8 protein-coding genes and 1 pseudogene are annotated in these 19,646 nt (G+C 54.1%); 3 read left to right on the plus strand and 6 right to left on the minus strand.

Annotated elements, in window-relative coordinates; all coding sequences use genetic code 11:
- Positions 1-438: 438 nt before the first annotated feature.
- Positions 439-3,282 carry a thrombospondin type 3 repeat-containing protein gene (locus FKG94_RS12490; protein WP_142904668.1) on the minus strand — a complete coding sequence of 948 codons (2,844 nt, stop codon included), beginning with the start codon at positions 3,280-3,282 and terminating at the stop codon, positions 439-441.
- A 631-nt stretch (positions 3,283-3,913) separates the two neighbouring features.
- On the opposite strand from FKG94_RS12490, the gene FKG94_RS12495 reads away from it, so the two are divergent.
- Complete coding sequence (locus FKG94_RS12495) at positions 3,914-4,855, plus strand: TonB-dependent receptor domain-containing protein (protein WP_281284236.1); 942 nt, start codon at positions 3,914-3,916, stop codon at positions 4,853-4,855.
- 514 nt (positions 4,856-5,369) lie between these two features.
- On the plus strand, positions 5,370-7,571 hold the full coding sequence (locus tag FKG94_RS12500; RefSeq protein ID WP_142904670.1) for a glycoside hydrolase family 3 C-terminal domain-containing protein: 2,202 nt from the start codon (positions 5,370-5,372) through the stop codon (positions 7,569-7,571).
- Between the two features lie 646 nt (positions 7,572-8,217).
- On the opposite strand, the gene FKG94_RS12505 is transcribed toward FKG94_RS12500, so the two are convergent.
- Positions 8,218-9,792, minus strand: a complete 1,575-nt coding sequence (locus FKG94_RS12505) for an alpha-L-fucosidase (RefSeq protein WP_142904671.1) — start codon at positions 9,790-9,792, stop codon at positions 8,218-8,220.
- Positions 9,793-10,536: 744 nt separating this feature from the next.
- Here FKG94_RS12505 and FKG94_RS12510 point away from each other — a divergent pair.
- Positions 10,537-11,505, plus strand: a complete 969-nt coding sequence (locus FKG94_RS12510) for a transposase (protein ID WP_142904672.1) — start codon at positions 10,537-10,539, stop codon at positions 11,503-11,505.
- A 208-nt stretch (positions 11,506-11,713) separates the two neighbouring features.
- Here FKG94_RS12510 and FKG94_RS29560 read toward each other — a convergent pair.
- The 4 genes and pseudogenes from FKG94_RS29560 to FKG94_RS12530 form a co-directional block, all read right to left on the minus strand.
- Positions 11,714-11,797 (minus strand): annotated as a pseudogene (locus FKG94_RS29560) (hypothetical protein); the annotation flags it as partial.
- Positions 11,798-11,814: 17 nt separating this feature from the next.
- Positions 11,815-12,147, minus strand: coding sequence for a hypothetical protein (locus tag FKG94_RS12520; RefSeq protein WP_142904673.1), 333 nt, complete (start codon positions 12,145-12,147; stop codon positions 11,815-11,817).
- A gap of 342 nt (positions 12,148-12,489) precedes the next feature.
- Positions 12,490-12,816, minus strand: coding sequence for a hypothetical protein (locus tag FKG94_RS12525; RefSeq protein WP_142904674.1), 327 nt, complete (start codon positions 12,814-12,816; stop codon positions 12,490-12,492).
- 2 nt (positions 12,817-12,818) lie between these two features.
- Positions 12,819-19,262, minus strand: coding sequence for an RHS repeat-associated core domain-containing protein (locus tag FKG94_RS12530; protein WP_142904675.1), 6,444 nt, complete (start codon positions 19,260-19,262; stop codon positions 12,819-12,821).
- Positions 19,263-19,646 lie beyond the last annotated feature (384 nt).

The raw sequence follows: 19,646 nt of genomic DNA on the forward strand, positions 1-19,646 counted from the left end.
CTCCAGGGGTCTATCGGGTAGAGCCGAGTGACGGCAACTTGCCAACGCGCAGGGCACCTGGCAGCCAGGTTTTATTGAAGAAATATGCCTGCTATGCGTTGCAACGCCTGACGGCAGCGAGCGAGGCGATGGCTGCAGTCAATGGCGTTGGTTAGCCCGGTCGGGGTTGTCGAGCGTTATCGAAAAACATTATCGAAAAATGCTGTCGAAAAACACTGCCGAAAAGCGTGGCCGGAAAGCATTGCCGAGCAACCCTATCGGGACTTGTCGCAACCCAACAGCAAAGCTACACCGGATACGGGAGGCCGGTCGTCTCTGCGCAGGCATTACCGGAAGCAATACGTTTAGATAAACGCAAAAAAAGTATGATTGCGCGCAAAACAAGGGAAAACTGGCGCCGTTTGCGACATTTACAAATTAACGACGCCAAATATAGGGCTAGTAAGCGGCTTCCAATGCCTGGTGCCTCGGCGTTGTAGCACCTGCGATACCTTGCTTCGAGCCCCAGTAGAAGCCCGCGGAATGGGTGCCGTGGAGGTTGAAGTTGGCGGCGGTGTTCACTCCACCATCGATCATCGCCTGGATCAACCGATGATAGAGCTGACCCATCTGTGATGTGGTTTGAAAATTGCGATATCTGATATCCAATGCGCTGCCGGGGGCGTGGTGAGCTGAGAGGTGTTGACCGAACTCATACACAGCCAGCTCAACGTCGGTCCTGCCGGTAAGTGTCGCCACTTTGGTTCTGTTGACAGCCAGTTGAGCCACGATTGACTCAATATCCGTGGTGATACCGGAGTCCGGGTTGTCACTTATATGATCGTAGAGCTGGGTGTCGGTCCAGTTGACCACGTTGTTGGCCGCCGGGTAGTTGGCGCCTTGTAACGCGCCGAACATATAAGGTGCGATAGCGTAGACATCGATATGGCGTTCGATATCGTTGTATTGGTTAGTCAATCTGCAATTGTAGAAACAGAAGTCGAGGTTTGTTGTGTTTACATAGCCGTTGGCCTGTATATGGCCGGCGACCACCAGCTTTACAGCCGCGGCATCGGCGGCAAAAACCTCGGTGAATATCTGCTTCATGTCGATGGATTTCTGTGCCAGCCAGGTACTCTGGGCATTAATGCCGTCCAGGGTGGGATACATAATGCTGCCCTGGGCCTGTGCATAGCCTGTTTGCCGGAATCCGGTGTTCCAGATTTCGTTACTGAATTCGATATAGACAGTGATACCCGCCTGCCACTGCGCATAGACCTGGTTGGCGATCTCGGTGATGGTCTCTGCCGTTGCCAGGTGCGGAATCGTGATCCAGGCGATCGGCACCCCGGCCTCTTTTGCCAACTGCATGGCGACACCGTAGGGAACGCCTTTATTGTAGGCCCAGGTGTCCCAGTTCATAGCGGGCAGGTCGGCCGGGTGGGTTTTCTGCGAGTTGTTGGTGGCGAACCAGTCCATAAAGCGCAACACCCGGTTGTTGGCGATATCGTCGATAAAATCCGGATTGAACAGGCCGCCGGCATTGTGGATGGACTCGGTGCCCGGCAGGAGAACATGGTAGTCGACAGCGCCGCTAACGGGGGCGGAAATAACAACGGACAGTCCTGTTCGCCGGTACTCCTCCCGGGTTAACCCCGGGGGTAAATCAAGCCTGTAGACCCGGCGCCCGTTGGTTTTTTCATCGGCAACCAGCGTTAAGGTGCCGGCGCCGGTATGGGTCAGCGATACCCCGGGGCTTTTCGTATGGTCCCACAGTACGACATAGTCCCCGCCATATAAGCAGGTTGCATCGAGTATCAAACCTTTGCTGGCCGTGCCCGTTGGCAGCGAGACGATATTGCCGCCGGCGTCGAGGGCGCCGGTACCGCCGGCGATATTCCAGGAGCCGAGTTCTCTGTCGATATGATCGGATTGCCTGCGCAGATCAATAAAGGGGTATGACGACTCCCAGTAGGCGAAGGGGGCCAGGTTGTTACCCATGGCGAGTGAACCTGTGTAGCTATAGGGGTTTGGGCCGGTTTGACCCCTGGCGGCGGCGCGCTCGGCTGCGCACCCCGGCAATGCCGCCGTGGGCGGCGAGGGATCGGGATAGTCCGAGATATTGTTAGGATCGGTTCCGGCCAGGTACTCCTGAAGGTTGCTGAAACCGTCGCCGTCCCGGTCGGCGTTGCCGTCGGCCACCGTCGCCAGCAGGGCGTGGGCCACTTCATAGCCGTCCGGCATGGTATCGCCATCGGTGTCCTGCGCCAGCGGGTTGGTCTGCCAGCGGTTGATCTCATCGCCGTCATTTAAGCCGTCATCATCGGTGTCGGGATTTAACGGGTCGGTGCCCAGGGCTGCCTCTTCGTCATTGCTCAACCCGTCGTTGTCATCGTCGGAATCATTGCTACAGGAAACGCCGGAATGCGGGTATTGGCAAACGGTATCCCACGCCAGTTGCTGTAACGTTGCCACCGCGCTGGCGGAGATGGCCGGTGTGCAATCGGGCACCGGCTGGTACGGCCTGCAATTGGGCACGGTACTGGTCAGCCCGAGCGGACTGGCTTCAAACACGGCGGCGAAGTTGACCAGTGCCATGTAGTACCAACCGATATCGTTTAAGTGAATATGATCTTCAAAGAGTTGATCTATGCTGGCGATGCCGTCTACTTCTCCGGCCTTGATTGCGCTATCAACAGCAATCATGGCTTCGCCGCCGGGAATGATGGAGACGTTTGCTCCGGGGTTGTTTGTCTCCAGTGCCGCGGCGAAACCCAGCCACTCGCTGCGATCGCGGATTATCTGGCCCACCAGGCCGTGTTCCCGGCCTTCGCCGCTACAGTCCGGGTGGGTTTCCAGACACTGCCAGGTCTGCCACATATAAAACTTTATAGCCGGGTTGTTGGAAATCGCGGCGCGGTAAAACAGATTCGCATAGTAGTCGCCATTGTTGTACATGCGATTACTTCGCACGGGCTGTGCCTCGGTCAAAATGAATACGTCGAAGGTGCTCGCTGCGAATTCAGTCCGGTAGTTATCGATATGCGTTCGTTCCGGTTCTTCCCAGTTCAGCGATATCGGTGAGCCCGGAATATTTTGAGTTTTATTGGCGCCCAGCGGAAAGCCGGCATCGGCGGCCAGCGCTTCTATCCCGGCCGGCATGGCCGGGGGGCCGAGCAGACTGTGCCCGACTGATATTATGCGCTGTGGCTGCTGTGCCTGGGGCTGTGCACTGAAAAGCAACAGGGGTATTAAAAAACAGAGTGATTTTTTGATGATGTGGTTAAGGGTATTAAGGTCCATTTATCTTCCTTTGCGTAGTGTTTGTTGCATGATATTGAAATAGCTGAAACGAGGGCTACGTAGAGTTCGTCGGCCGACTCGCCCGGCAGGTAAAGCTGTGCCACACGATACAGTGCATAGATACCAGTTACAACGGTGAGCGTCTTTCCGTCGCGCTATTTTTGAATAATATATTTTTTAATAAAATTTTTTTTTAAAAAATTAATCTCGGTAAAGATATTTTTAATGTGAGTGGGATTGCTTGTTACATGGTCCGAGTAAAAGCGTAATTCTCGATAAAGACTAAACCCTGTTTTTTTATTTTCCAAATGGTGAAACAGTACGGGGCGACAGGTAACAATCATTACGACGTTAAAGGCCGTGACGGTTTTCTTGGGCCATTGGCATACATGGGAATTTGATCTATTGAGATGTGGACGTTTTCGTGCGCTCGCTACAGTCTGCAGTTGCGAGACAGTTTCCGTTGAGTAGGGGGCAGTGCGGTTCGTCGCAGCTGTTTGAAAAATTACGGGCGGTTTTTTCTTGTGCCGACGCATATCTGTTCGGGAGATGCCGGCGAAGCTTTGATATCTGCCAAGGTAAAGATGCAAGAAACGCCGTGGATCAGTGAGTTCAATTCGGTCGCCTGGCGTTGTCGAAAACCATGGCGCGGCCCCGCATCGATTCTTTGCAGCCGGGTTTTTCGCTGAGTGAAAATATCTGGGGCACCAGTTCGTGGGGCACGATCAATAACCCCAACCTGGAGCCTTTGGAGTCGAAAAATATTGATGTCTCCTGGGAGTGGTATTTTGCCGAAGGCGGCTTGTTGGCGGCGACCCTGTTTTACAAAGACATGAAAAACTTTGAAGAGAGCGAGTCGATCAGTGTCTACTGGCAGGACTTCCGCGGCGCGACAGACCTGACCGGGGTAACCGCACTGTCGGCGCTGATGGAGATACCGGATGAGTCCCGGTGTCTGCCCGATCGCTATTCGATCTGGCACGATATCGGCGTCAGGTCCGGTTGTGATCTCGTGACCGTCAGAGCCAACCGCAATGGGGCCGGTGCCACTACCCAGGGGGTCGAGCTGTCGTACAACCAGAACTACGACTTTCTGCCGGGTATCTGGAGTGGCCTGGGAATCGCGCTTAACTACACGTATTCCGATAGCGAAACCGAGGCAGAACAGGGTACCCTCACCACCGAACTGGCCGCCATGCCATTGGCCCGGGTGCCACGGCATACCGCCAACGCCACCTTGTTTTGGGAGCGCGACGGGCACCTGATTCGGCTGTCTTACAATTACCGCACCGATTCCCTGGAGAACCGCTCGTTCTTCAACGGCGCCCTGTGGAACGAGGGCGGTGATCGCTTGGACTTGTCGGCTACCTGGAAGATAAACGACAACTTCTCCATGACGTTGTCCGGTGTCAATCTGACCGATGAAATCTCCCGCCAGTACTACACCAGCCTGACAGACCCGGGGATAGAGGCGGAGGGCAACGCGCTGGACGGCGATGTGACCACTTCTCGCACGATCAAGGAATGGCAGACAGGGAGGCTGTTTCGTCTCGGCGTGCGGGCGAGCTTCTAACCGTCGTTGTTTTTAACCGGTATTGTTTCCAACCGGTGTTGTAGCGGGGCGCGGGGATTCGGCTTCGATCTCTCCTCTTGCGCGCGCAGCCACTGATGTCGCTATAAACGACATCGTGGCAGCGCGTGCTTTGTTGCACGAAGACACTGTAGGGGCCCGGGTAACGCGGTTCTAAACAGAATATATTCGCTTCCCAACAATATCGCTTCCTATAAAACTGTCAACGGCCGTTTTATAGCCGTAAGTTATTGTGCTGGCTCTGATAGAGTGTTTGTATCGGTGCAGGTTGTTTGCCCCGGTCAGGTATTCTACCAGCGCTATTATTCGCGCCTCGCACCACACCCGGCAATTCGGCAAAAGTTGCCGGTAAAAACCTGGACCTCCATCGAGGTTTTATTGTAACTTGCCGCTAGCGGTCCGGGTATGCGCAAGTGCGGTCAGGAGTATTGCCACGCTGCACGAAGTTATCGGTTGACCTGTCTACCCCATGAACGTTTACAGAGGAAAAACAACTATGCGCACTCGCTACCCGCTGGCCGGTCATATTCTGCTTTGTACCATTTTTGCTGCCGGTGCCGGCGCTGAAAAACCGGCGCCCTGGTATGATACCCAACTGTCGCAGTCCGAACGCATCAGCGCCCTGGTCGGCGCCATGACGCTGGAGGAAAAGACCGCCCAACTGCTGAATGCCAGCCCGGCGATCGAACGTCTCAAGGTGCCGGCCTACGACTGGTGGAATGAAGCCTTACACGGCGTCGCCCGCAACGGCAAGGCGACCGTGTTTCCCCAGCCCATAGCTATGGCGGCGACGTTTGACGATGCTTTACTCTACGATGTGGCAGCGGCGATTGCGGATGAAGCGCGGGCCAAGTTCACCGTATCGCAGTCGATCGGCAACCGCACCCGCTATTCGGGGCTTACCTTCTGGACGCCGAATATCAATATTTTTCGCGATCCCCGCTGGGGGCGGGGGATGGAGACTTACGGCGAGGATCCGTTTCTCACCAGTCGCCTGGGGGTGGCCATGGTGAGGGGTTTACAGGGGGATCATCCGCGCTACCTGAAGTCGGCGGCCGCCGCCAAGCACTACGCCGTTCATTCCGGACCGGAGGCGCTGCGCCACGAGTTCGATGCGATCACCACCCCGAAAGACCTGCGCGAGACTTATTTACCGGCGTTCGAGGCACTGGTTACGGAGGCCAGGGTGGAGACGGTGATGGGCGCCTACAACCGGGTCAACGGCGAGCCGGCCAATGCATCGAAACTGTTGTTGCAGGATATACTGCGCGACGAGTGGGGCTTTAGCGGACATGTAGTATCCGATTGTTGGGCGCTGGAGGACTTTCACAAACACCACAAGGTGACCGCCAATGCCGTGGAGTCGGCTGCCGCCGCCATCAATGCCGGGGTCGAGTTAAACTGCGGTGCGGTTTATCAGGAGTTGCCCGCGGCGGTAAAACAAGGGTTGGTGTCTGAAGCGACTATCGACACGCGGCTGAAAAAACTGTTGGAAACCCGTTTCAAACTCGGTCTGTTCGACCCGCCCGAAGCCAATCCTTACAACGCGATACCGGCCAGCGTTATCAACTCTGAAAAGCACGCCAGACTCGCTTACGAATCGGCGGTAAAGTCAATTGTCCTGTTGCAAAACCGCAATGGTGTGCTGCCGTTGAGTAATACCATCAGCAATGTATATGTGACCGGTCCCATGGCCTCCAGCACCGATGTCCTGTTTGGCAACTACTATGGCATCAGCACCACTTATACTACCTTTTTGGAAGGGATTGCCGAAGCTGTCAGCGTCGGTACCACCATTAACTACAAAAAAGGCATTTTGCCTTATCAGCCGAAAGTCAATCCCATTGACTGGACCACCGGCGAGGCGAAAGCGGCGGATGCCATTATCGTGGTGCTGGGTATTGATGCTGCCTACGAGGGGGAGGAGGGTGATGCGATCGCGTCGCCGCACCTGGGGGATCGCCTCTCGCTGGGCTTGCCGGAACACCAGCTTGATTTCCTGAGAAAGCTGCGGCAGGACAACACTAAGCCGGTGATTGCCGTAGTGACGGCGGGCAGCCCGGTGATTATGGGTGAGATTGCCGAACTGGCCGACGCTGTGTTGTTTGCCTGGTACCCCGGACAGGAGGGTGGCACGGCGCTGGCGGATATTGTGTTTGGCAATCGCTCGCCGTCGGGTCGCCTGCCGATTACCTTTCCGGTATCCGAGAGCCAGTTACCGCCCTATGAAGACTACAGTATGACCAACCGCACTTACCGGTATATAGAGAGCGATCCGATGTACCCTTTTGGGTTTGGTTTGAGTTACGGGACGGTTAAGTTCAGCGGTGCCAAGCTGGCTGGTGTCAGGCGGGGCGTGTATACCGGGCAGGGTCCGTTGACGGTAACCGCCAAGATTAAAAACACCGGTAAAACGGCTATGGAGGAAGTTGTGCAGGTCTACCTGCAGGCACCTGGTGCGGGCAAAGATCAGCCCAAGTTTTCACTAAAGGGGTTTCAGCGGATGAAGTTGGCTGCGGGTGACAGTCGGACTGTCGAGATCACCATTCCCGAGAATCAGCTCAGGGTGTTTGTGGAAGATGGTAGTGCCGTTCTCAGGCCCGGGCGCTATACCCTTTATATTTCCAATTCGTCGCCGGGTCCCCGCAGCAGGGCGTTGGGGGCGGTCAAGCCGCTTGAGTTGAAGTTCAAAATATAGTGGAGCGGTACGCAAATCGATAGGAAGCGGGCCCATGAAACCGTAGGCCGCATGGAAGCGAATCCGGAGCTTGCTGGGGAGAAAGAATGAGAGAATGAGGGGACACAAGAGAATGAGGGGACACTGATTCGTTAATAACTTAAAAGCCCTTGGTAAACCAATTTACAAGGGGCTTTTGTTTTTACTTCGCCGTCAAAATTAATTGCTCAAGTTATTAAGTCATCAGTGTCTCCGGCACTGCCCGATTCGGTGTGCAGGTATAGCGGGTCAGATTTCACTGCAAAACCCGAATCAGTTTTAAATGCAAATTAGCAGCTTCAACGAAATGAGGGGACACTGATTCGTTAATAACTTAAAAGCCCTTGGTAAACCAATTTACAAGGTTTTTTTGTTTTTACTCCGCCGTCAAAATCAATTGCTCAAGTTATTAAGTTATCAGTGTCCCCGTGTCCCTCGTGTCCCCGTGTCCCCGTGTCCCCGTGTCCCCGGCACCTCCCGGCACCTCCCGGCACCTCCCGGCACCTCCCGGCACCGGTGTCCCGGCACCGTAGGGTTAAAGAAACGGATTACTGATTCGGTGTGCAGGCATAGCGAGTCAGATTTCACAGCAAAACCCGAATCAGTTTTAAATGCAAATTAGCAGCTTCTATTTTTCACGAACGATAACTTCCGCCAGTTGGAGCTTGCCTCTGCGCATCAGAGTGATGCGCACGAAGGCGCCTCTGGCGCCGCCGACATCCAGTCTCGTTGAATCCCGGGGCGCTTCCGTCTTCGTTTCGCTCCAGGTGATATCGCCAGCCCTGTTGCGGATTTCCACTTTGTAAGGAGCCAATTTATCCTGGCAGCAATCATTGCGATTTACGACCTCCACCGAGCCGATATCGAATTCGCCCTGGAGGTCCACCTCCCACCAACTATTCCGGCTAGCTGAAGTCATGCTCACCTGGCGAAATTTGGCATTGCCGTTGCTCTGTCCGTCGACGGCGATACCGCCCCTCAGGGCCAGCCGCCAGATCCAGGGATAGGTCTTGATCCAGGCACTCCATATCCTCGGATAACTGCCGGATTGCCGGGTCGGCTTTTGAAACGCCAGGTTTTCGGAAACATCGTAAGAGTAGCCCCAGGAAGGATCGGCCTGTGCAAGGTCATCCGGGTCGTTCCAGGCGGCCCGTATTTTCCCGAGTAATGGCGCCACGTCGTCGTCCAGTCTACCGGACCGGTTGGGTGACAGGTTCAGGACCAGCGTGCCATTTATGGCATTAATTGCATTGAGTTTCTCGGCAATCGACTTCCATTCCCGTTTTTTCAGCTTCGAAACGCCGGGCCAGTAAAACCATTTGTTTGACAGGGTTTCCGAAATCGCCTTGGGGTCCAGGTAATCGTCGGGAAATATCCGGTCAACGGATTTATTGATCGAGTCCAGAAAGGGCGCTTCCGTCGTCGCATAGTTCCCCATATAGTTATGGTTGATGATCAGGGCCCCCGGTTGGTGCTCCTGGACCAGATCGTAAAACATCTTGTAGGGAATTTCCTGGGCGGACGTTTGAGGCGGGGTTTCCACATAGCCATCGATATTGACGTAATCCAGAGGGCCATACTGGGTGAGAATCTCGGTGAACTGCTGCTTGACGAACTCGATTTTCTCAGGGGTTATCGCCTTGGCCTGGATGTCGTGGTGTAGATCAGTGACGCAGAAGTAAAGCCCGACCCTCATGTCTTCGGCCCGGAACGCATCTACGAATTCCCTGACCACGTCCACCGTGTCAAATTCGAGATCGGGGTGATCATAACCGGCCACGTCGTAGGTGGTCTCTTCGCCAACGGTTTCACCTTCGACATCCCAGGTCACGATCGCTTTCGAATCCCACAACGCAAAGCCGTCCATGTGCTTGGTTGTCAGAATTCCGCCCTTCATACCGGCCTCTTTGGCGACCTTCGCCCATTGCGCCGGGTCATTTCCCTGCGGCCGCCAAGCAGAGACGGGTACCTTGCCGCTGCCCCAGTCTTCCTTCGGACTGCCGCCCGTGTCGAAAACATTCATGCCATAGTGGAAATAGGCGAGGTAGCGGTCATTGACCAGGCCAAGCTGCTTCTCAGCCAGGGTGGGTACGGTCGGATTCGACCGGTCATCCGGTACTTCCGGGGCTGCACTGGTATAGGCCGCGATGGCCAGAAGGGCCACCAATGCCGTTAGTATTTTATTTCCATGCTCACCTATCATCGCTAGTCACCTTTCTCGTTGCTGGTCATGTGGAGCTTCGAGTATACGTAAGGTCAGTATGCGAAATAGACGGATTTTTAAAATCCGTCAGCTTTTCCAGGGTTAAAACGGGGGGAGGGTAGTGATTCTCCCCTGAATTACGAGGAGAATTCTAGGGGAAATTCTAGGGACAGGCACTCCGGAGAATTCTAGGGACAGGCACTCCCAGTGGGAAATTCTAGGGACAGGCACTCAATTCTGACAAATTCTAGGGACGGGAAATTCTAGGGACAGGCACGAATGGCACTTCCTTAAGCCTAAGTGATTGTTATATTTGACAAAAAGAGGCTGGCCAGGTAGTAACTGCAAGTTACCACACCGTTAGAAACCACCAGAGGCCAGCCACAATGAATGCTAATCGCAAACGCAACAACCTTCAACGCCGAGTTAAAGCCCAAGCTGCAGAAGTAGACACGTTTAGTTTCTTTAATTTACTCACCAGCCCCGAGTTATTATCCACCCTTGAGACGTTGGAGCCGGCGTATCGGGAACGCACTTATCCGCCCACTGAAACATTGTCGATGTTTTTATCTCAAGCAATGAGCCCCGATCGATCTTGCCAAAACATTGTCAATGCCACTGCGGTACAAAAGTCTGTCTGTGGTTTGCCAGCGAATGAGAATTCTAGGGACAGGCACTCCTAAATTGACAATCTCACACCCTTATCCTAAGATCGCTACTCCTCAATCGTTAATGGATCTAACGATGACTCGACCTCGGAAAGCACTCGTCTCTGTTCAAAATACGCCCTATTACCACGTGGTTTCCCGCTGTGTCCGGCGCACCTTCCTATGTGGCATCGATCAGCACACCAACCGAAACTACGAGCATCGCCGTCAATGGATTGTCAACCGCATTCGGTTGTTGTCTTCTCTGTTCTCGATTGACGTCTGTGCCTATGCCGTGATGTCCAATCACTACCATATCGTCGTCAAGCTCGATCCAGAACAAGGCGAATGCTGGCATGATGATGATGTCGTTGAACGCTGGACCAGCCTCTACAAAGGCCCCTTGCTAGTCCGACGTTATCAAAGCGGCGAGCCTTTGGCGCCTGCCGAATTGGCGACCATCGCCGACATCATCACTGTGTGGCGCCAACGCTTAACCGATTTAAGCTGGTTTATGAAGTGCTTAAACGAACCTATTGCCAGAGAGGCCAATAAAGAAGATCAGTGTACCGGCCACTTCTGGGAATCTCGTTATAAGTCTCAAGCGTTGTTAACTGAAGAGGCCCTGTTAAGTTGTATGGTCTACGTTGACCTCAATCCAATCCGAGGGGGCCTTACCAAGGTGCCTGAGTGCTCTGATTACACCAGCGTCCAGGAACGTATAGCGCCGCGATTTGATTTGGCCAACGCCATTAAAGAACAGAAAGCGCAGAGTGCTTTTAATCGCTTTGATTTGCCTTTAAAGCCGCTGCTACACTTCTCCGATAGCATCACAGACGGCGTATACCCCGGGATTCCATTTAGTCTTGCTGGCTATTTAGAGCTGGTTGATTGGACTGGACGCGCTATTCGAAGTGGCAAGCGAGGATCTATCCCTGATAGCTTACCGCCGCTTTTACAGCGTCTTTCAATGTCACCCAAAATCTGGCTACAACATAGCCAAACCTTTGAACAAGTCCACACGGCGCTATTCAGAAAAAACCGGGCTCGCAAAAGGGTTGCTTAAAATTGTTTTCCGAAAATTCTATCAAGGTATATCTTGACGGGTATTTGTGTCCTAGGCTAATGGTGTTGGCTATATTTTCATAGCCTTACAGTCATTTTTTATTCATCGGTTAGTTTTTACACTCTCTCAAAAGCTCCTGCCGTTTTAATAAAATACAACTTTGTCTTAGGCGAGGATCTTGGCTGCGCTTACTCGTGTCCTTGCTGTTTTAAACATCATCAGTTCTACCAAGAGTTTTTGGATTTATATTGCCAGGTACAACTCGTGCTAAATTTTCCGGTACTGGATTAGCTACTCCCTTTGTCGCAACTAATTAACACATAAATCTGTAATTGCAGCAGCCCCACCTCTCCACCAGCTCAAATCCATTGGATTGTTAGAATCAAATTTCCCTTCTGGCACCCAAGTTACAGAACACCCTAAAACACCAACTGTATCTAGCACACCAAGATCATCTCTTGACAACCTTGCTGATGCAACAACATGCCGGTACGTCGTACCAGTAGATTTTAGAGGTTCATCTAGCTTCAGTAACATAGATTTACTTCCTTCATCAATCATAGCTATAAAACCGTTTGTGTCCTGATCAACAAACCCATTGCTACGAATGACAGCGTTCTTGCCAATTAGGCTACTGGACATTATTGAACCCTCTTTATCGTCACTGGAATATTTCCCGTAGCTGTGCGCTCCATACCACCACCAGGCATGTTAAACGCTGGCTCTACTTTTGATGGCTTGGAGAAAACACCCTTAGGTACTTCCAATGTAACCTTAACTTCTGGAGTCTGAGGAAGCGCAGATCTCTGACGGGCACGGAGGGCATTTGAGTTTGCCGAATCGGTAACATAGTGAGTCCCTTCTCGGCCACCGCGCAACAAACCAGTGTCTTGAGTTGCCTTTAGTTCTGCTTTCGCAATCCAACGTTGAACGGTTTCAGTACCTGCTTTGTTTGTAGCAACTAATCAAAGGATTTGGCCAAATCTAAAGCTCTTCATGCTTTAATAGAGCTACCCGTTTATCTTTCAGCAAAACTGCTTTTAAATCACTTGATCTATTAGTTTCGTTCACATAGAAAAGGTTGGGATATTTCGAAAAAGATTCCTCCGTCCACTCACCCTCAAAGTCATCATAGTTATTTTGAAGAATAAAATGCTCCTGACCTACGTCATATAAGCGATAGTATTCACCACAACGAAATCCACTCTCGTGCGCCATCATAACGATATTGAGCAGTGCCTCAATCAAAGTCCTTGCAATATCCAGACTTTCGCAATCAATGCCATAAAGGTCGTATGATTTTTGAATCATAACTAGAATCCTATACTTGGTGCTCTGCTAGCGGCTGCACCAGCGTCACCATAGATCATAAAGTTTACTGGACGGCCAGCTTGTTTTGATAAAGTAGATTGCATGCCCCCTAAACCCAAGCGTTGTACTTGAGCAGCAGTAAGTGGCCCAGTTCGAGTACCTCCTGACCTCAACCCAATACCAAGTTGCTTGGCTCTTGCAAGAATCTGCGGACCCGCAAGCGCTATATCAAAATCGCTTATGCGACCGGCATCGAACGCTTTTCCAGTTCTGAAGCTCTTACCAGTTACAGCACTTCCTTGAAGCAATGCTTTCGTACCACCAAAACCCGCCTCAGCAAGCCCTGAATTTAAAGCTTTACCGAATTGCGCGAAATCGCCAGCATTTTTAAATCCAAAGGGTATTCCCTTTGTAGCACCTTTCAAAAAAACCCTAGTCGCCCCAGCCAAACCACCAAGTGGCACAAGCGGCCCTAAATCTTGTCCCAGTTGACCGATATTGGTATCGGCGGGATCAAAAACAACTAGATCCGTATTGTTCGCCCCTGGTGGCGCAACAAGACAGGGAAGGCCGCACAATAATTCTATAGTGTCGTTTACTGATGACGCTATTGCCCCTTGAATCACACCAAGGGTGAGGTCTCCAACATCACCATTATTGTATTCGGTGACACTTCCTCCATTCGCCACCTCCAACGCATGCTCAGCAAACGCCCGTTCCCTAGAAACGGGATAAGGAGCATACCCCATTACTATCGGCTCATCAAATTGCGCCAGATAGGTAAAGTAGAGAACCCCGCCACCAAACTGCCGGCCAAACGCATAGTTGCTTTGATTATTAAGCCAACCCAGTGCCAGTGGATTTAAGCCAGACGGGTCCCAGTCTATATCCGGTTTGCAAATAAATGGAAAGCAGGGCCCCAGGTCCAGGTCGGTCGCTACAGAATTATAACCCGATGGGTCCGTCGCATTTAACGGATTGTTCAAGACATAACTATAGCGATTCCAACTCTGACTGAATGTCGGAAACTGCACATACGGGTCGGGACTCAGAAAACGACCCAAGGTCGGATCATAGATGCGACCGTTCATATGAATAATACCGGTGCGATCCAGGTGCTCGTGGTTCGTAAAACCCCGCTTGGTGGTCAAATTGACCGCCTCCAGCAACCGCTGTCGCTCCTGTTCATTGAGATTGCGGCGCCAGTCTTCTTTCTTCCGGTTGCCAAAGGGATCAAAAGCCGTATCCAGTAGGATATTGCCGGCTTCATCCGTAACCTTTTCCACCGAACCGAGATGATCGCGATGCAGGTATTCCGTTTGGGCTTTGACCTGGTTGAGATGATCGGTCAGTGTAGCCTGCATGACATGGGTATCGAGTTGTACCTTTTCAATGCGCTGATAGTCCGGGTCGTTGGCCGGGCGCAAGTCTTCGTAGGCGCCGATATAAAAGGTATGTTCGGTGCGCAGGGTCTGGGTGGCGTCCAGCCAACGGGTTTCCTTGTAGAAACGCTGGCCGTCCGGCCCGTACCAGAAGCGGTCTCTGGCTGTCGGGGTCGAATCGGTGCGGCTGTCGCCGACCACAATATCGACGGGCAGTTGCCGGGCGTTCCAGGTGATCCACTTGTCGTCGCCGCCCGGGGCATCGTAATGGATGATAGCACCGTTGGCGTCGTAGTGCAGCGCGTAGGTCCGGCCGTCGATCGTGGCCGCACTCACCGCGTGCGGGCCGGCATTGGCGGTGCCGCCGTATTGGTAGCCGCTGACAGTGATATCGCCGGTGTGACTACTGGTTTTGCCGAGCAGATTGCCGAGTCGATCATAGTGCGTCTGTAAGGTGCGCGTCTGGCTGCCGTCGATCAGTGTGGCAGCCCGGGTCAACCGGTTCAAACCGTCATAGATGAAGCTTTCCTTTTTAACCGTTGCGCCGTCACGCTGTAACCGACTTTCCAACACGCTATTGCTTTTCCAGCGGTACTCGTTGTCCTGTATAGTGCCGGCGTCGAGCGAGCTAATGCTTTCCAGGGCACCGGTTTTGGCGTTAAAGGTCCGGGTGGTGGCGATGCCGTTGCCGTAGAGTTCGCCAGTGACCTGGCCGAAGGCATCGGTATGCTGGTAGGTCTTAAGCGGGCTGGCGGTGGTCTTGTCACTTAACACCGAGAGGTAACCACGGGCGTTGTAGTCGTAACCGACCATAATACCGCTGGGATAAGTCATCGCGCTCACCCGGCCTTGCGTATCGTAGCCGTAGCTATGGGTATAGGTGTTGTTAAAGCCGTTGGCGGTAATGACGGTGGTAATGCTGTCAAGGCGCGCCTCGGTTGTGTATCGATAGGTTTCGCTAAAATCCTTGTAAGTACGCGACGCCAGGGCGCCAACGGCATTGTGCGGATCATAGGTCCACGCCGCCGTTCCCTCGGCGTCCACTTGCCGGGTAAGACGGCCCAGCAGATCGTAGGTGAAGGAAAGGGTATTGCCTTGATTGTCCGTGTGGGATATCAGCTCGCCCAGCGCATTGCGAACTGTGCGGACAGTACCGATATTCGGACCGGCGATATGGGTCTGCACGCCGGCTCGGTCGTAGGTAAATGTGGTGGTGTTCTGTGGGCTGGCGTCCACCTGAGCCGAGAGGATTAACCCGCTGCCGTCATAGGTAAATACGGTGCTGATCTCATCGACAGTACCGGCGGCATCCACGGTTCTGACCAGGTCGCCGGTAAGGTCGTACAGGCTGTGTTGAACCTGGGTCTCCTCCGGCGTCCCCCCGGCACTCAGCACATCATGCTCGGTAGTGATGCGAACTTGATGTTGCGCACCGTCGGCCTGCACCCGCATGCGCACCTCGCTGCCGTCAGGGCGCACGGTGCGCACGACGCGATCGCGATTGTCGTAGTGGTAGTAGAAAAAGTCTATCGACTCACCGGTATAGTAAGGCTGTGTGCGCCGGTCGATCCGCCCCTGGTTGTCGTAGTAAGTGTCCTGATAGATCCACGTTGAACCGGTAAAGGCCTCTACCGCCGTGCGCATCACCCGTCCCAGCGAATCGAAGAAGGTATCCCGGGTGGGAGTAATCGATGAGTGCGTGCGCACACGGTAGCTGGGCACTACGCCATTGACGCTGTCACAGATGATAACGCTGCAAGCGTCATAAACTGTGCTGAACACCACGCCGTCGGCGTTGGTACGGGCGGTTTCCCGCCCCAGGTTATCGTAGTCGATGACGGTGGTGCGATTGTTGGCGTCGGTGATACGGGTCGGGGTGCCGAAACGCGGGTCCGTCTGGCTGGTAATGGACTGGTTCAGCGCATTGGTCAGCGTTTGCGGATAGCGCCGGTCAATAAAGCTACTCACGTTAATACTGCGCGGCTGAATACCGGCCCCGGATACCGTTTCGCCGGTTTGATAGCCGTCGGTATTGTAGTCAAAGCGGGTGGTCAGTTCGTACTGCGTATCGCCCGGGTACTGCGTCGCCGTACTAACGGCATTGGTATTGCCATGGGGTGTGGCGGCAACAGTTTGTGTGCGAATAGGACTGGTGGAGACATCGCCGTCGAACCAGCGCGTCTCCTGGCCGGCTGCAAAGCCGATTAACCAGGCGCCGCCGGCGGTGCGGTTGCTATAGGTGGTTCTGCTGTCGCTGCTGCGTGTCACCGTGCCTAAGGTTGCCGGCGGCAGTTGGCCCCAGGCCACCGGTGTCCCGGAGAAACTGACCGACTCGACCACGCGCTGGGTGGCAACCGTGTTGCTAAGTAAACCGCCGCTAAACTGATAAGCGGTATCGGCGACTTGGGCACCCAGGTTTACATCGTTTTCGAAAACCATACTGATCCGGCGCGGCATTGTCGGCACCAGGGTGGTGCCGCTGCCGATCGTTAACGACTGGTTTGCCAGGTAGGTGTAGGTCTTGGAGAGGGTTTCGGTGTGGCCGCCAAACAGATTGTCGTACTGGTGAACCTGTGCGACCCGACCAAAATGTGGGAAGTCCAGGCGCTGCTGGCGATAAGTGGTAATGCCGGACTGTTCGTCGCGGATACGCTGGGCGTAATAGCCGATAAAGCCCCAGTTGCGGGTGTTGATCAGGCCTTTGCCGTGATAGGCATAGGTCTGTCGATGAAAACCGCCGAGGCCGTTGCTGCGTCGCATTTCCGTCACCACACAGCGTAACCATCCGTTATCGGCGGGCATCGGTGCGGTGTCCGCAGGCGCTATCGCGTTGCCGAAGGGCCGTTCGAAGAATTGTGCCTCGCTCCCTCCCTGGGTCATCATGGTGTGATCGAATTCGGTGATATTGCCGTGGCCGTCTGTCACTCGGTTAATGGCAGTCTTAAAATCCAGGGCGTTACTGCCGGTCGGCACGACCCAGTCAAAATTGAGCGGCGGCAGACAACTGGCATTGGTACCACTGCTGTCAAAACCGCAGACCTGCACCTGATCCAGCCGTTTCCAGCCCTGGGCCGCCGTCTCGGATACCAGGCGGTATTCCCGCACTAACCGGCCGTCCAGTGTGACGTTGATATGGTGCAACAACACCAACTGCCCCTGCCCGATACCGTCCGGTCCCAGGGGCATCGGTTGCGCGTCGTTGCGGGTAGCGTATTCAAACGTGACCTGGGCATCGTTATTGTGCCCGTAGGTGATGTCCAGCGGGTAGGCGATACCGGTGAGGCGGTCAGTGTGGTAGCGATAGGTTATGCGGTTGCCAAACACATCTGTGACCCGGTTGCGCTGCCAGGAGAAATACGCGGATTCTCCCCGGCTGTCGACAACATTGATGCGGGCGTTGGCAGTGGCACCGTATTGACTGACGGCACCGCTGGTGTTGGTGACTTCAAACCAGGGGGCTGCCGCTGTGCCTTTTAATTCAATACGGATAAAGCGATCCCGTAACGTTCTGTAGAGCGCGCCGGGTTGCCAGTGGCTGCCGCCGACCAACACCAGTGGCTCACCGTCGAGACAAATGGCGTCGTCGTCGGTGAGCTGTACGATATCGGCGTCGCTGCGATGGATGACGCAGCGACGTATCTGGGAGAAGCCGCTCAGGCGCCAACCGTAGCCCAGAACATCCTCCGGCAGGGATTCGGTGACTTGCTGGCGTGCGCGACCGCTGTTGTAGGCCAGTGAGAGACCGGGTTCGACACCGTTGACGCCGGGTGCGGTGTGAATCGGTATGTTCACGATAGCATCGCCGCTACCGGTCACGGCTGCCTGGTAGGCGAGACTGCCGGCCTCGTCTGTCGGCGCTATGGTGACCACCGGTGTGATCTGATCGAGGTTGTGAACATTGATCAGTGCGCTGGTATTCCAGTTGCTGCAGGCATCGCTGTTGCAGGCCCGCAGGCGATAGCGGTATTGGCCCTGCGGTTTGCCGCGCGCCTGGTAGCGCAAGCCGCTGGCGGCGATGGCTGTCCAGTTGCCGGTGTTGCGTTTTTCCTGCAATTGGTAGTAGGCGACGGTTCCCGCCGGTGCCGACCAGCGGATATCGTAGTCACCGGTATCCGCCTGGGCGGGAAAGCCGGTGTAGCCGGGTACCGCCGGCGCGGGTAAAGGGATTGCCACATTGACTTGCTTGGTGGCGCCGTAACTGCTGCAGCCGGCACCGTTACAGGCGCGCAAACGGTAGTAGTAGGTGCCACTGCCGGCAACCGAGATGTTTTTGCTGCGGGCGCTGCTGTTATGGATTTGCGACCAGGCGCCACTGCCTATTTTCTGCTCCAGGCGGTAGCTGCCCACGGTGCCGGTCGCAGCGCCCCAGGAGAGGGCAAAACTGCCGTCCGTATCGGCATCGGGGCCGGTGATAGCGCCCGGTACGCCCGGTTTTTTCAGCACGGTAACGGCATTGGGCGCAGACCGCGCGCTGCTGCACAGCGTCAGGTCGGCGATGGTGTTACAGGCGCTGACGCGATAGGTGTAGGTGCCGTCGCTCAAGCCGCCTACGTTTGCAGAGAGGGCTGTGCTCTGGTGAATTGGCGTCCAGTTGCCGCTGTCTTTGCGCTGTTCCAGCAGGTAGTGGGTGACGCGGCCGGTAGCAGCCGCCCCCCAACTGATAGAAAACCCGCCGTCGTTGTCCGTGGTGCCATTGGAGACCCCGGTATAGACGATGGATCCGGTGCACCCCGGGCGCTGCTCGACGGTTACCGTAACGGAATTGACCCTGACGACTTCGCCTCTGTAGGAATACCGCATATCGTACCGGTAAACGCCTTCTGTGCGACCCTCCAGCTCTACCCACAGTCCCCCCCAGCTTTTTTTGGCGACGAAGCCTGCATAGACACCGTCTTTGTATTCGCTGACAAACCATGAGAATCTTCTGTCGGGTCGCTCCCAGCCGATGATGTAGCTGCCGTCATCGTCGACCCGCGAAGCCGGTGAAGTAAGATAGGCAAATGCTGTCGACTGAAATAGCCCGGCAATAACCAAAATGATATAGACGCACACTTTTCCCAACATAGCTAATCCCTTTTCCTTGTGCCCAAAGCCAAATGGCGGGCCTGATTACAGTTGCATACTGAATAAATCACCGTGCTCAGCGACTGGTCGCCGGGCGGAAAACTGTTGAATTTGAGGTGGGTCGGGCAGCTTAAAATGGTTTAAACATATGCATATCCTTATCCATATATTGCCAATGTTTCATGACAACCATCAGTGAACTGTTGAAAAACTGCAAATCTGCTTGAATTGTCTATTTCTTACTATTTTCTTTACTTCTTACTATTTTCTTTACTTCTTACTTTCCCTAGTTTTCTTGGGGCGATACTATCAGGAGCTACTTAAAAACGGCAGACTTTAATATTTTTAATACGCAACAAACTGTATTGTAAGACTACGCTCTAC

This window comes from Exilibacterium tricleocarpae (genome assembly GCF_007004655.1).
Classification (GTDB): Bacteria; Pseudomonadota; Gammaproteobacteria; order Pseudomonadales; family Cellvibrionaceae; genus Exilibacterium; species Exilibacterium tricleocarpae.

What these genes read in the sequence shown, in the direction of transcription:
- FKG94_RS12490 (WP_142904668.1), bottom strand. Translation starts at nt 3,282, where the DNA reads ATGGACCTTAATACCCTTAACCACATCATCAAAAAATCACTCTGTTTT.
- FKG94_RS12520 (WP_142904673.1), bottom strand. Translation starts at nt 12,147, where the DNA reads ATGTCCAGTAGCCTAATTGGCAAGAACGCTGTCATTCGTAGCAATGGG.
- FKG94_RS12530 (WP_142904675.1), bottom strand. Translation starts at nt 19,262, where the DNA reads ATGTTGGGAAAAGTGTGCGTCTATATCATTTTGGTTATTGCCGGGCTA.
- FKG94_RS12510 (WP_142904672.1), top strand. Translation starts at nt 10,537, where the DNA reads ATGACTCGACCTCGGAAAGCACTCGTCTCTGTTCAAAATACGCCCTAT.
- FKG94_RS12505 (WP_142904671.1), bottom strand. Translation starts at nt 9,792, where the DNA reads ATGATAGGTGAGCATGGAAATAAAATACTAACGGCATTGGTGGCCCTT.
- FKG94_RS12525 (WP_142904674.1), bottom strand. Translation starts at nt 12,816, where the DNA reads ATGATTCAAAAATCATACGACCTTTATGGCATTGATTGCGAAAGTCTG.
- FKG94_RS12500 (WP_142904670.1), top strand. Translation starts at nt 5,370, where the DNA reads ATGCGCACTCGCTACCCGCTGGCCGGTCATATTCTGCTTTGTACCATT.